Source organism: Sulfuricella sp. (assembly GCA_041651995.1).
Classification (GTDB): Bacteria; Pseudomonadota; Gammaproteobacteria; order Burkholderiales; family Sulfuricellaceae; genus Sulfurimicrobium.
In genome coordinates this window covers 749,671-763,347 of record JBAZID010000001.1, presented here as the reverse complement: position 1 = coordinate 763,347, position 13,677 = coordinate 749,671, and the positions used below count along the sequence as shown (strand labels likewise).

The 13,677-nt window shown below is 59.3% G+C and carries 14 protein-coding genes; 7 read left to right on the top strand and 7 right to left on the bottom strand.

The features are described from left to right. The first annotated feature begins 3 nt into the window (after positions 1-3). From ccsB to WC392_03610, 3 genes are read left to right on the top strand one after another with little or no spacing between them, the layout of a single operon-like run. A complete protein-coding gene (ccsB, locus tag WC392_03620; protein MFA5241448.1) occupies positions 4-1,158 on the top strand; it encodes a c-type cytochrome biogenesis protein CcsB in 1,155 nt (384 codons plus the stop codon). 14 nt (positions 1,159-1,172) lie between these two features. Beyond that, on the top strand, positions 1,173-1,793 hold the full coding sequence (locus WC392_03615; protein MFA5241447.1) for a c-type cytochrome: 621 nt from the start codon (positions 1,173-1,175) through the stop codon (positions 1,791-1,793). 23 nt (positions 1,794-1,816) lie between these two features. Continuing rightward, positions 1,817-2,530 carry a c-type cytochrome gene (locus tag WC392_03610; GenBank protein MFA5241446.1) on the top strand — a complete coding sequence of 238 codons (714 nt, stop codon included), beginning with the start codon at positions 1,817-1,819 and terminating at the stop codon, positions 2,528-2,530. 18 nt (positions 2,531-2,548) lie between these two features. Here WC392_03610 and WC392_03605 read toward each other — a convergent pair whose 3' ends face one another. From WC392_03605 to WC392_03575, 7 genes are all read right to left on the bottom strand, one after another. Next, on the bottom strand, positions 2,549-3,667 hold the full coding sequence (locus WC392_03605; GenBank protein MFA5241445.1) for a hypothetical protein: 1,119 nt from the start codon (positions 3,665-3,667) through the stop codon (positions 2,549-2,551). Continuing rightward, a complete protein-coding gene (locus WC392_03600) occupies positions 3,667-4,920 on the bottom strand; it encodes a VWA-like domain-containing protein (GenBank protein ID MFA5241444.1) in 1,254 nt (417 codons plus the stop codon). The genes WC392_03605 and WC392_03600 overlap by 1 nt, the downstream gene beginning before the upstream one ends. Positions 4,921-5,037: 117 nt before the next feature. Then, positions 5,038-6,084: an AAA family ATPase gene (locus WC392_03595; GenBank protein MFA5241443.1), complete on the bottom strand. Its 1,047-nt coding sequence runs from the start codon at positions 6,082-6,084 to the stop codon at positions 5,038-5,040. Between the two features lie 12 nt (positions 6,085-6,096). After that, complete coding sequence (hemL, locus tag WC392_03590) at positions 6,097-7,380, bottom strand: glutamate-1-semialdehyde 2,1-aminomutase (GenBank protein MFA5241442.1); 1,284 nt, start codon at positions 7,378-7,380, stop codon at positions 6,097-6,099. A gap of 9 nt (positions 7,381-7,389) precedes the next feature. Beyond that, positions 7,390-8,034 carry a thiamine phosphate synthase gene (thiE, locus tag WC392_03585; GenBank protein MFA5241441.1) on the bottom strand — a complete coding sequence of 215 codons (645 nt, stop codon included), beginning with the start codon at positions 8,032-8,034 and terminating at the stop codon, positions 7,390-7,392. Next, a complete protein-coding gene (gene thiD / locus WC392_03580; GenBank protein MFA5241440.1) occupies positions 8,024-8,842 on the bottom strand; it encodes a bifunctional hydroxymethylpyrimidine kinase/phosphomethylpyrimidine kinase in 819 nt (272 codons plus the stop codon). The genes thiE and thiD overlap by 11 nt, the downstream gene beginning before the upstream one ends. Positions 8,843-8,905: 63 nt before the next feature. After that, the gene (locus WC392_03575; GenBank protein MFA5241439.1) at positions 8,906-9,811 is read right to left on the bottom strand and encodes a PstS family phosphate ABC transporter substrate-binding protein; all 906 of its coding nucleotides are present in this window, start codon (positions 9,809-9,811) and stop codon (positions 8,906-8,908) included. Between the two features lie 264 nt (positions 9,812-10,075). On the opposite strand from WC392_03575, the gene WC392_03570 reads away from it, so the two are divergent. From WC392_03570 to WC392_03555, 4 genes are read left to right on the top strand one after another with little or no spacing between them, the layout of a single operon-like run. Then, positions 10,076-10,441 carry a response regulator gene (locus WC392_03570; protein ID MFA5241438.1) on the top strand — a complete coding sequence of 122 codons (366 nt, stop codon included), beginning with the start codon at positions 10,076-10,078 and terminating at the stop codon, positions 10,439-10,441. Between the two features lie 23 nt (positions 10,442-10,464). Continuing rightward, a complete protein-coding gene (locus WC392_03565; protein MFA5241437.1) occupies positions 10,465-10,830 on the top strand; it encodes a response regulator in 366 nt (121 codons plus the stop codon). 22 nt (positions 10,831-10,852) lie between these two features. After that, positions 10,853-11,374: a chemotaxis protein CheW gene (locus WC392_03560; GenBank protein ID MFA5241436.1), complete on the top strand. Its 522-nt coding sequence runs from the start codon at positions 10,853-10,855 to the stop codon at positions 11,372-11,374. 36 nt (positions 11,375-11,410) lie between these two features. Beyond that, entirely contained in the window at positions 11,411-13,546 is a 2,136-nt protein-coding gene (locus WC392_03555; protein ID MFA5241435.1) for a methyl-accepting chemotaxis protein, read from the top strand. Positions 13,547-13,677: the final 131 nt, after the last annotated feature.

Sequence of the window (13,677 nt, the reverse complement as noted above, 5' to 3'; positions counted from 1 at the left end):
CGCATGGAATTGACGGACAAGACACTCGACTATCACGCCCGGCCCTCGCTACTCAGATCCCTGTCGTGGTTTGACTGGCTATATGCATTGGTGCTGGCGGGTGGCAGCATTTACGCCTTCCAGCTCTATGGCGACTACATGGATGCCTACGAAAAAGGCATCCTGTTCCTTACCGCCGCGGGCTTGGTCTGGCAGGGCTGGTTCTGGAAACCTTTCCGCGTCCTGCTACTGCTGGTGGCCGCCCTGAGCCTGTTTGGCATCAGCCAGTATCACGGCCAGCTGGAACGCGCGGAGCAGGCCTTCTTCCTCAAATTCTTCTTCGGCAGCCAGACCGCCATCATGTGGATGAGCGCCTTGTTCGTACTCGCCACCGCCAGCTACTGGTTCGCCCTGCTGACCCGTTCCGGCTTTACCGCCAGGGTTGCCAGCGCCATCACCTGGAGTGCGGTGGTGATGGGTTTTGTCGGCCTGATGACGCGCTGGTACGAGTCCTACCTGATCAGTCCGGATGTCGGCCACATCCCGCTCAGCAACTTGTACGAAGTTTTCATCCTGTTTTCCCTCCTCACCGCGCTGATGTATCTCTATTACGAACTGCGCTACCAGAACCGCCAGCTGGGCAGCTTCGTGCTGCCGGTCATCAGCACTGCCGTGGGATTTCTGCTGTGGTACACCTTCGATCGCCAGGCACATGAGATCCAGCCGCTGGTCCCGGCGCTGCAATCCTACTGGATGAAAATCCACGTCCCGGCCAACTTCATCGGCTATGGCGCTTTTGCGCTGGCCGCGAGCGTTGGTTTCGCCTATCTGCTGGCCGGAAAGGGCATCCTGGCAAGCCGCCTGCCCGCCCTCGATCTGCTTGACGACCTGATGTACAAATCAGTCGCCATCGGCTTTGCCTTCTTCACCATCGCCACCATTCTCGGCGCCATGTGGGCAGCGGAAGCATGGGGTGGTTACTGGTCATGGGACCCCAAGGAAACCTGGGCACTGATCGTATGGCTGAATTACGCCGCCTGGCTCCATCTGCGTCTGGTCAAGGGCCTGCGCGGCCCGCTGCTGGCGTGGTGGGCTGTTATCGGGCTATTTGTGACGGCCTTCGCTTTTCTCGGCGTCAACATGTTCCTGTCCGGGCTGCATTCATACGGCACGCTATAGACCAAGGAAATATCATGAACCGCTTTCTCTGCGCCATCCTGTTCATTTTTTCTGCCGGCTCTGCCGGCGCCGCGCTCCCCGTCAAGGGAGATGCAAACAAGGGCAAAGCCATCTCCGCCCGGGCATGCATTGCCTGCCACGGCCCGGATGGCAACGGCATTTCTCCACCCAATCCGGACTATCCAAAACTCGCCGCAAAACAGCCGGAATACCTGCTCAAGCAGCTCAAGGACTTCAAGGCGGGCAAGCGCAAGAACGACATCATGTCCGCCATGGTGGCCAGCCTCAGCCCGGATGACATGTCTAATCTGGCGGTCTTTTTCGCAGAGCAGAAAAACAAGCCCGGCATCGTGAACAACCCGGATCTGCTTGAGTCCGGCAAGAAATTCTTCGCCAACGGAAACCCCGATCTGGGCGTGCCGGCCTGTGCCGGCTGCCACCAGCCGGACGGAAGCGGCACCAGTGCTTACCCGCATCTGGCGGGCCAGCATGCTGCTTACGTCTACCAGCAGTTAAAACGCTTCGCCAGCAGTGAGCGTGATAATGACCGCGGCCTGGTAATGCAGTCTCTGGCACTGCGGATGACCGAACAGGAAATGAAAGCGGTGGCCGAATACGTCGCCAGCCTGAAGTAATCACTGATGGAAGGATTTGCACCATGAAAAAAGCATTTCTGACAAGCCTGACCCTGACCCTGAGCCTGGCCGTCCTGTCGTCCGCCCATGCGGCTCCTCCCCAGCAGCCCAAGGCACCCGGGATAGAATCGCCCGATTATGTCTGGGAAGCACAGTCGGGAGAGGAAGCGATTCTCTTGAAAATGAAGGGCAACGCGGAACGCGGAAAAATCGCCTATCAGGGCTGCCAGGGCTGCCACAAACCCGACGCCTCCGGCCTGCCGGACGGCGCTTACCCGCAACTGGCTGGACAACACATCACGGTGCTGATCAAGCAGATTTCCGATGTGCGCGAAGGGCGGCGCGATAATCCGAAAATGTTCCCCTTTGCCGGAAAGCATGTAATGGACACGCAGGAAGTAGCCGATATTGCCGCCTTCCTCAACAGACTGCCCTTGCCCGGCAACAATGGCAAAGGCCCCGGAAGCGACCTGGCGCGCGGCAAGGCGCTGTACCAGAAAGATTGCGTTACCTGTCACGGTGAGCGCGGCGAGGGCAATGCCGAGAAATTCTACCCCGTCACCAAAGGCCAGCACTACCGTTACCTGGTCCGCCAGATAACGGCCATCCGCGACGGCAATCGCCGCAATGCCAATCCCAAAATGGTCAAGGTGGTAAAACGCTATTCCACCAGTGACATCAGTGCAGTGGCCGATTATATCTCCCGCATTGGCCCCGGCGAAAAGACGGCAAAATAGCCGGGGCGTGTTAACTCGCTAGGGTGCAGCCCGCAGCACGGCAATCTGTTCCAGCACCGGCTCGCTCACCGGCTCGAGCTTGCGCCGCATCAGGGAGCCGATGGCGGTGGTGCGCGACAGAATCGGCGCCACGCTGAACTCGCCTATCTCGGCAAGGGTCATCAAGGCTCGCAGCGCTGGCAGACATTGGGGTGCAGCGGCAAGGACGGCAGCCAGTTCACTGTCTGGAGAATCCAGTCGCTGCTGCGCCATCGCTATCGCGCTCTCAAGATTCAGTTCCTCACCCACCTCATGCCGCAATACGCCAAAATAAGCCCCCATGACATGAAACATGGCACGCGCCACATCCTGATCCGCAGGGCGCCGCAACACATCATCGCAGGCAGCCAGGAAAGTCTGGCCAGACGCTGACAGCACGCGCATCAACTGTCGTGCATAACGGTTTCCGTTCTGCGCCAGAGGGTCCAGCAGGGCAGTCAGCTCTTCCTGATCGGCCCTTGCCGTGCCTTGCCCCGGCAAGGTATCCGGCATGGCAGCAAGAAAGCCGACATAGTAGGCATTGTCGCTTTTTGCCCGATTCCACAGGCGCGACTGAGTTTGTTCATCAAGCAGCCCAGGCTGAAGCACAATGCGGATGGTGTCGATCACCACGTGGGGGCTGGTCTCAAACGGCAAATGCTCCACCAGATAGTTTGCCAGCACCGGCCCCATGCTTCCCCGCGAAACCACTTCCCGCTCCAGCATGCGCCGCGCATTGTCCCCGCTCTGCGAACACCACCATGCCCGGCGTGCCAGCTCGTCAGAGAGCCTGGGTGAATAAGCGACAGAAACGACCGCCTCCTCATCCCCAAGAAGCAGCAATTTGTCGATATTGTCGCCAGAGTTCTGCCCCATGCGCGTCCAGCGCTGGATGAACAGGGGATAACCGCCGGGTGAGCCCAGCGCATGACCTGACAGCATTTCACGCACCAGGCGCAAGTACTGCTCCTTGCGTCCGGTCGGATGCAGCGCAACACGCGCCTCACCCCGTTCGGTCAGGGCATAAAGGGTGAAAGTGTTTTCATCGATGCGCACCGCCTGCAATTCATGCGTCAGCAGGACATTGAGGCGCAGGGCATCTTCGCTGGAAAATTCCATTAGTTGAGCTGTATCCTTTGCCCCCACGGCACCGGCGCCCGGCCCTTGACCAGCCAGAGGGTGGGGAAATTCGGCTCCTGTTTGGGAAAATCGCCTTCGGCGTCGGTAAAATACAGCAGCAAATCAGGCTGCCTGCCGTAGCGGGAAAGCCATTCGAATACCGGCACAAAGCTGGTGCCGCCGCCGCCCTTGATGTGCGCCGGCAATCTCAATTCCTCCCACGGCTCGAACTCCCATGGCGCGCCTTCCGCCACGGCAGTATCACAGGCCAGCAGCGTAACCCTGGCGCGCATCTGGCCCTTCAGCGCATTCACTTCGGAAAGGAACTGGGAGAGTTCCTGCTCGCCCACCGAGCCGCTGGTATCCAGCGCCACCACCAGATCCACCTGACCGCTGCGCAGGGAGGGGAAGATCACCTGCCCCTCTCTTCTTGAGGGCCGCATATAGCTGTAATCATCCCGCGCCGCCTGGGTCATATAGCGCGCCAGCAGCATGCGCCACGGCAACTGCGGTTGCAGCAGATGATCCACCATGCGAGCCAGGGCGCCGCCCATCTTGCCCGCGGCCATCGCCTGCTGGGCGGCGGCAGCCATGCGCTGCTGCCACTGACGGCCCAGTTCGTCGCGCTCCCTGGCGTTCAGGGGCGGTGGTTGCGCCGCGCCACCCTGCCCATCCTGCTGGTCCTGCTGCTGACCGCCCCCGCTGCCATCGCTATCATCCTTCTGCTGCCTGCCGCTGCCTCCGCCGCCATCCTGTTGCGGCTCCTGATCGTTCTCGCCCTCCTGCCCCCCCTCCGACTCTTCATTGTCGTAGAGGTGCTGGTCCATGGTCTGGTCGGAATTGTTGTCACCGATGCAGGGGTAGATTTCCTCCGCCGTCATGCCTTCATAGGCGTCCAGCAACAACACGCCCGGCGGCGGCTTGAGGCCGTCCGCCACCAGCAGGGGATTGATGGCATGGTCGCAGGCCACGTCCCAGCGGTGCTTGACGCGATGCTGGCGGCGAGCAAAGTGGGACAAGGCGCAATGCAGCGCCTCATGCGCCAGCACGAACTGGGTTTCTTCCAGCGTCAGCGCGGCAATGTATTCCGGGTTGTAATAGAACTTGCGCGCGTCCGTGGCCGAGGTGGGACACCATTTGGCATTCGCTGCCACCATGGGCAGACGCAGGGCCAGCGCGCCCAGAAACGGCTTGTCGAGAATCAGCCGGGTGCGGGCGGCGGCGAGCTTGGTTTCGATCGAGGTATCAAACATGGCGTATAAAGGCAAAGGCTTTTACCACGGAGTTCACGGAGAACACGGAGTAAAAGCAGGTTGGTCTTTCTCCGTGTCCTCCGTGTTCTCCGTGGTTACAAACCGGCATCCCAAGATTTACATTTCGTACAGCATGATGTCGGCCACCGCATTCGCCCATTGCGAGAACTGCGGCACCTTGAAGAGCTGCTGGCCGATGGCGCGATGCATGTCCGATACCAGCATGATGCCCATTTCGCGCAGCGGGAAACGGGTGGCGTAATCGAGGATATGGCCATGCACGGCTGCCGCTTCGGGGCTGTTTTTGGCGCGAATGGCGCGGCCGACCAGTGCGGACGCGACGGCATATTGCAGATCGACTTCATGCGGCACCTCGGCGGCCTCGCCGCGCACGATGGCGTCGATATCCGGCATCTTGCCGAGATTATCCACGAAGGCATGCAGTTCCAGCCCGGCAGCCGGGCCGACACAGGCCTGCAGCGAGCCGAGCAGCAATTCCGGCATGTCGCCGAACTTCTGCAGCGCGCGGTGGGCAAATTCCCAGGAACGGGGCGAGGGAAAGGCCACCGGGTTGTGCGCCGGATCAAAATCGAACAGCAGTTCGGGGCGGAAGCGCAGGAAAGCGATCAGGCGCTCGTCGATGCCGCTGTGGTAGGCCCACGCCACCCAGTCGTCGAGATGGGCTTCCACCTCGAAGTGGGAAAAACGGTTGGCCAGCGGTGCCGGCATGGTGTAGGTCACGCCGCGATCGCCCTGGCGGTTGCCGGCGGCGAAAATGGCCCAGCCATCGGGCACGCGGTAATTGCCCAGACGGCGGTCGAGAATGAGCTGATAGGCCGCCGCCGAAACGCTGGGCGGCGCGGAAGTGATTTCATCGAGAAACAGCACCCCCGCCGGGCCATGGCGCACGGCATCCGGCAGCATGGCCGGCACCGCCCATTCCACATGGTCGCCGATGCGGAACGGAATGCCGCGCAAATCGGAGGGCTCCATCTGCGACAGGCGGATATCCACCACTGGCGCATGGTGGCGTGCCGCCACCTGGGCAATGATCTGCGACTTGCCCACGCCCGGCGGCCCCCACAGCATGACCGGCGTATGGTGGCCTTCAGCGGCGCTGGTAAATTCGCGATCCAGAATCGTCATCAATTGCGCGGGACGCATGAAATCTCCTGCTTATTTCAATTTGGCAAAAACGCGCCGCGCCGCCTCCAGTGTTGCCTCGATTTCCGCGTCGCCATGGGCGGCGGACACGAATCCGGCCTCAAACGCGGAAGGTGCCAGGTACACGCCCTCGTCGAGCATGGCGTGGAAGAAGCGGTTGAAGGCTTCCTTGTCGCACTGCATCACTTCGGCATAACTGGTCGGCGGCGTGGCGCTGAAATACAGACCGAACATGCCGCCCACCGACTGGGCGCAGAAAGCCACGCCGGCTTCCTGCGCCACGGCCGTCAGGCCATCGGTGAGCTTCTTGGTCATGCGGGTCAGGTTTTCATAAAATCCGGGCGCTTGCAGCAATTTCAAGGTGGCGAGTCCGGCTGCCACCGCCACCGGGTTGCCGGAAAGCGTGCCCGCCTGATAAACCGGCCCGACTGGCGCCAGTTTCTCCATGATTTCGCGCCGTCCGCCGAAAGCACCCACCGGCATGCCGCCGCCGATCACCTTGCCCAGCGTGGTGAGGTCCGGCTTGATGCCGAACAGCCCCTGCGCGCTATGCAGGCCGACGCGGAAGCCGGTCATCACTTCGTCGAAAATCAGTACGCTGCCATACTGGCTGCACAGATCGCGCATCGCCTTGAGGAATTCGGGTTTGGGTGTGATCAGGTTCATGTTGCCCGCCACCGGTTCGACAATCAACGCGGCGATTTCGCTGCCGATCTGCTGAAAAGTCTGCGTCAGGCCTGCCACGTCGTTGTAATCCAGCACAATGGTCTGCGCCGCCACTTCCTCCGGCACGCCGGCCGAGCTGGGGTTGCCGAAGGTCAGCGCACCGGAGCCGGCCTTGACCAGCAGGAAGTCGGCATGGCCGTGGTAACAACCCTCGAACTTGATGATCTTGCTGCGCCCGGTAAAGCCGCGTGCCAGCCGGATCGCGCTCATGGTGGCTTCGGTGCCGGAACTCACCAGCCGCACTTGCTCCATCGAAGGCACCAGCTGGCACAACAATTCCGCGATTTCCAGCTCTTGCGCCGTGGGTGCGCCAAAGCTCAGGCCCCTGGCCGCCGCATCCTGCACCGCGCGCACCACATCGGGCTGGGCATGGCCCAGAATCGCCGGTCCCCAGGAGCCTACATAATCGATATAAGCCTTGTCGTCCTCGTCCCATAAGCGCGGCCCCAGGCCGCGCTTGAAAAATACCGGCGTGCCGCCGACCGAACGAAATGCGCGTACCGGGGAGTTTACGCCGCCTGGAATACGCTGCTGGGATTGCACGAAAAGCTCTGTATTGCGCGAAGTCATGTCGGGTTCCTAGTGCAGCCTCTGCCCGGTCATCGGTGCATGGCTGAAAAGTTGAGAATATTGTTGTGCTGCGAGCTGAATATCGGGCGCATCGAACAAGCCGGAAATCACTGCTATCGCGTCTGCGCCGGCGGCAATCAGCGAAGCTGCGTTGCCTATGGCAATTCCGCCAATGGCGACAACCGGCACAAGCAGATGCGCTTTCGCTTCGTTCAGCAGGGACAGCGGCGCCGCCACCGCCCCCGGCTTGGTGATGGAGGAAAAAAAACTGCCGAAAGCAACATAGCTGGCCCCTTCCTCCTCCGCCCGCATGGCAAGCTCCAGGCTATTATAGCAAGATACGCCGATCACTTTCTCCGCGCCAAGCACGATGCGCGCTTGCCGCAGGGAGCCGTCGTCCCGCCCCAGATGCACGCCATCGGCGCCGGTCAGGTCAGCCAGGCGCAGGCTGTCATTGATGATCAGCGGGACTTCAAATGAATGGCACAGTTCCAGCAGCTCACTCGCCTGTTCATGCAGCAGCGCCACATCCTCGCTCTTGCTGCGGTACTGCACCACTCGCACGCCACCACTCAGGGCTGAACGAACCTGAGACAGCAGGCGTGCCGTATCGGGCTGTTCCGGCGTGATCGCATACAGGCCGCTAATCAGCATCACTTTCCTCTTCGCGCGCCCAGAACAGCCGGTCCGGAATGTATTGGCCCATACCCGGCCTGAATCCAGCCTGCAGGGTTTGCCAGGTGTATTCCTGGGCTTCGCGCACCGCATCGGCCACATCCAGGCCATGTGCGATCGAAGCGGCAAGCGCCGAAGCCAGGGTGCAGCCCGATCCGTGATAGCTGCCGGGCAGGCGCTGCCAGGCATCGGAGCGCAATACGCCTTGCTGACCATAAAGCGTATTCACCACCTGCGGGGTGTTTTCATGCGTGCCGGTAACCAGCACATACTCGCACCCCAGCTCGATCAAACGCCGGGCGCAATCGGATAAATCCAGTTCCTCATCGCCGTCATCCTGTCCGAGACGAAGCGCCTCCAGGCTGTTGGGAGTGATAATGGTGGCCTGGGGAATCAGCATGTCGAGCATGGCTTCCAGCATTTCCTCCGAGGCCAGTTCATCGCCCCGCCCGGAGGCCAGAATCGGGTCGAGTATCAGTGGCACATCCGGATAGTCGGCAACAATCTCCGCGATCGCAGCGATATTTTCCACGCTGCCCAGCATGCCAATCTTGAATACCGCCACCGGCATGTCTTCCAGTACGGCACGCGCTTGCGCCGCCACCAGTTCAGCATCCAGCGCAAGGATGTCTTCCACTCCCACGGTATCCTGTACCGTGATGGCCGTCACCACCGAAATGGGATAGCAGCCCATGCTCGACAAAGTCAGCAGATCCGCCTGCAATCCCGCCCCACTGCTGGGGTCGGAGGCGGCAAAAGTAAGCACGATAGGAGGCGTATCAGACATGATAATGAAGATTCCGTAACAGCAGGCCCACCGGAGCGGGCCTCGCCACGGTGGATTGCAGGGTTATTTGAGTTTGCTCAACTGGCGCTGGATCAGTTCATCCGAGAGCGGGAGATATCCTGCTGCAACGACGGCCGCCTGACCATCGCGCGACAGGCCGGTCCTGAGAAAATCAGCGATCTCGGCCGGAACCGGTTTGCCACTGGACTTGTTGACATACAAATACATGAAATGCTGCAACTTGTAGCTCCGGTTATAAATATTGTCCGGGGTCAGCGCGACATAATCTCCCGCACCTTTCTTCAAGGGCACGATTTTCAGTTTTGTGCCCGGCTGATAGCGACCGTAACCCAGCGCATTCCTGGTTTCCGCCACTTTGGCCAGGAGTTCGTCGTGTTTGAGTTCTTCAACCTCGGTTGCGAAATCATCGCGACACAATACCGATTTGTTGAAAAAATCGCGGACAGCGGATTTCTTGTCATGGCCCAGCCGCACGATAGTCTGTTTGTCCCACGGCGAAGGGAGGCCAAGCTGGCCCCACTGCCTGATATCCTCGCTCCAGCCACAGCCATGGCCGGCAGAATAAATGGCATCCACCTGCTTGACATCCAGCCCCTTGATCGGGTTGTCAGGGTGCGCGTAAAGCGCAACCGCTTCGATCGCCACCGCAATACCGATCGGATAATGTCCGTGGACACGGATGAAAGCTTCGGTTTCATCGTTGGTCATTTCGCGATTCATCGCGGCCAGATCCGCCTTGCCGGAAATCAGCGCCTTTGGGGCCACGCTGGTGCCCGGGCTGGAAATATTGATTTCAGCGGCAGGCGACCTGGCCTGGTATGCCTGCGTCCACTGCTTGAGAAAAGGCTCGAGCGTGCTGGAGCCAACAATCGTGACGCTGGCCATGGAGAATGGCGCCACCGCAGTCGATCCGAGCAGAACGGTAAGGGTCAGAAACTTGCGCAACATACCTATCTATCCTGTTATTTAAACGAAAAACAACGTCGCGGCATCATAGCATAGTTGCCGGAAACGGAAATTGTTGCTGCCAGCCACGCTGTATGCCAGCGGCGTCAGAAAAACTCGGTTTTAATCAAATCATGCCCGCAACGGGGTTTACCTGCCGATGTTTTTCTATACAATGGCATGCAGCTATTGTTTTAGACAAGTTCGAAAGCACGCATTCTAGGGGGATCAGTGAGCGAGGAAAACAATCTGGCCGGCACCAAGGTCATGGTCATTGATGATAGCAATACCATTCGCCGCAGCGCAGAAATCTTCCTGCTGAAGGCAAGCTGCGAAGTCATTCTGGCGGAAGACGGCTTTGACGCCATGGCAAAAATCACCGACCATGAGCCCGACATCAGCTTCGTGGACATCATGATGCCACGCCTGGATGGCTATCAAACCACCATGCTGATCAAGAAAAACCCCCGTTTCAAACACACCCCGGTCATCATGCTCTCCAGCAAGGATGGGCTGTTCGACCGCGCCCGTGGCAGAATGGTGGGATCGGACGAATATCTCACCAAGCCCTTCACCAAGGATAGCCTGCTGGAAACCGTCCGCAAACACACCACATCGCGCAACGCTGCATGATTTTTGCAACGAAGAGGTAAACCATGACCATCAAAAAAATTCTGCTGGTAGACGACTCGCCCACCGAGCGGCACTTCCTTAGCAGCCTGCTGACCAAACAGGGCTACCAGGTGGCGCTCGCTGAAAGTGGCGAAGAGGCGCTGGATAAAGCCAAGCAGGAAAAACCCGATCTCATCATCATGGACGTGGTCATGCCCGGCCTCAACGGCTTCCAGGCAACCCGCGCCATCACCAAGGATGACGAGACCAAGCATATCCCGGTCATCATGTGCACCACCAAAGGCCAGGAAACGGACAAGGTATGGGCCATGCGCCAGGGCGCGAAAGATTACGTCACCAAGCCGGTGAACCAGGACGAACTGCTGAGCAAGATTTCCGCGCTCGGCTAATCACAAGGAAAACCGTCTAAACATGGCACGCAAAAAAATCAGTTTGCGCGAATACCAGCAAGGCGTGGTAGCCAAATTGCAGGCCATTGCCCAGGGGGGCGAGACAGGAGCGGCTTCCAAGCTTGGTCTGCAGGTGGGGGATCAATACTGGCTTGTGGACCTGGCCGATGTGGGTGAAGCAATTCCGCCACCAGAACTCGCGCAGGTGCCGCATTCGCAACCCTGGTTTTCCGGCGTTGCAAATATCCGTGGCAACCTTTACAGCGTAGTGGATTTTTCTGCCTTCTGCGGTGGCGAGCCGGTTTCCGGCGGCCCCGACAAACGCCTGATCCTGGCCAATGCAAAATTCCTGGTGAACTCCGGATTGCTGGTCAGCCGCGTGCTGGGCCTGCGCCACGCCGACCAGCTGCAACCCAGGGAAATCAGCAACGGTGCGGCACCCTGGGTAAGCGCCGAATTTTCCGATACCGCCGGACGGCTCTGGCAAGAACTGAACATCCAGGCCCTGGTCAACGATCAGGGCTTCCTGCAGGCAGGACGATAGCGGCAACCTAAAAAAACAAGGGATGGAGAAAAGGCAATGGCTTTCAAAGTGGAAAACCTGATGTTCTGGAAAAGCAAGAACAAAACCAAAAGCGCCGGCGAAACGCCGATGCATACGACCATGATCCTGCAAGGTCTGCGCAACCTCTCCGCCAAGGCGCCCGGAAGCGTCCCGATCATCGGCCACCTGCCGATCGAAAAACAGTATCTCATCACGGTTTCAGCGCTCGCCATCTTTCTTGTCCTGGCGGTAACCACCCTGGTTTACAACACCATTCAGGTAGGCCGCAATGCCGACTACGTTGCCATTTCAACTGAAATGCAGATGCTCTCGCAGCAGATTGCCAAAAGCGCGCAACAGGCAACTCAGGGCAATACGGCGGCATTCAAGCAACTGGGTGAAAGTGAACAGCTGTTCGAGAAAAACCTGAAAAAGCTGATCAACGGTGGCGACGGCCTGCCCGCTTCGCCTTCTTCCATCCAGCCGATGCTGAAAGAGCTCGACGAAAAATGGGAGCCAACGGAAAAATCGATTTACCTGATTCTGCCGCAGGAAAAGAAACTGGTGGAACTGAACCATAGCGTGGCGGCAATCAACGCCAACAATATCCAGCTGCTTGAACTGGCCGAACAAGTGACTGCGCTCCTGACCCAGTCCGCCGCGCCATTACGGGAAATTTCGATCGCATCGCAGATGGTAATGCTGACCCAGCGCCTGGCAAAAAACGCCAACACCCTGCTCTCGTCCGACGTGATCGACCCGGAAGTCGCCTTCCTGCTAGGCAAGGATGCCAACACTTTCCAGGAAATGCTTGATGGTCTTATCAACGGTAGTGAAGACCTGCGCCTGACAGCAGTCCGTGACCCGGACACCCGCGACAAGCTGGACGAACTCGGCGAAGCATTCAAGGAATTTTCCGGTCACTCCAACAAGATTTTGCAAAGCATGCAGGAACTGGTGAACTCCAAGCAGGCCGGCCGGAACATTTTTGTGGGCAGCGACCAGTTGCTCGACGGCGCGCGCAAACTTGCCACCAGTTATGAAAAACTGGCCGGCGGGACGGGCCTGCTGATCCTGTCCTTCGTTTATGGCTTGCTCGCCGTCGGCGCTCTGGTCCTGCTGGGCACAATTAACGTCAATGATGCGAAAAAACGCGCTTTGTCGAGCGAGCGCGAGAACAAGGCCAACCAGGAAGCCATTTTGCGGCTACTGAATGAAATGGGCGACCTGGCGGAAGGCGATCTGACAGTGCGCGCCAAGGTGACCGAGGACATTACCGGCGCCATTGCGGACTCGATCAACTACACCATTGACGAGCTGCGCGGACTGGTCACCGAGATCAACAAGACCAGCGAGCAGGTGACTCGCGCATCGCAGGAAGCGCAGGGCATTTCCAGCGGACTGCTCGAAGCCGCGGAAAAACAGTCTCAGGAAATCGAGGACACTTCTTCGCAGGTGCTGCAAATGGCGCAGTCGATTAACGAGGTGTCTGCCAACGCAGCCGAATCCGCCCGCGTAGCGCAACAATCACTGGATGCAGCAGAAAAAGGCACCACCGCCGTGCGCAACTCCATTACCGGCATGCATGAAATTCGCGAACATATCCAGGACACCTCGAAGCGTATCAAACGATTGGGTGAAAGCTCGCAGGAAATTTCCGAGATTGTGGACCTGATTTCCGACATTACCGAACAGACCAACATTCTGGCGCTCAACGCCGCCATCCAGGCGGCCTCGGCCGGCGAAGCGGGGCGTGGCTTCACGGTGGTGGCGGAAGAGGTGCAGCGTCTTGCGGAACGCTCCGGTGAAGCGACCAAGCAGATTTCGGCGATTGTGAAGACCATTCAGACCGATACCCAGGACGCCGTGTCGGCGATGGAGAAGAGTACTCAGGGTGTGGTGGAAGGGACAAAGCTATCGGACGCCGCCGGTCAGGCGCTCAACGAAATCGGTCAGGTGTCGCGCAACCTGGCGGAACTGATCGAAACCATTTCCCGCGCCACCCAGAATCAGGCCGAGGCAGCAGGCGTGGTGGCCAACAACATGCAGGAAATCCAGAGCGTCACCCTCCAGACCACGGAAGGCACCAAGAAGACCGCTGTTTCCGTCGGCGAACTGGCGACTCTGGCGACCGATCTGCGCGGATCAGTGGCAGGTTTCAAGCTTTCCTGAGCAAGCCACAAAGGCGCTTTAATCCTGGAAAAAAGCAGTTAACCACGGAGTTCACGGAGAACACGGAGCAAAAACAATGGATTGCTCGCCTCTTGGCATACACCCTAAAGGACCCAAGATGGCCTTTCTCT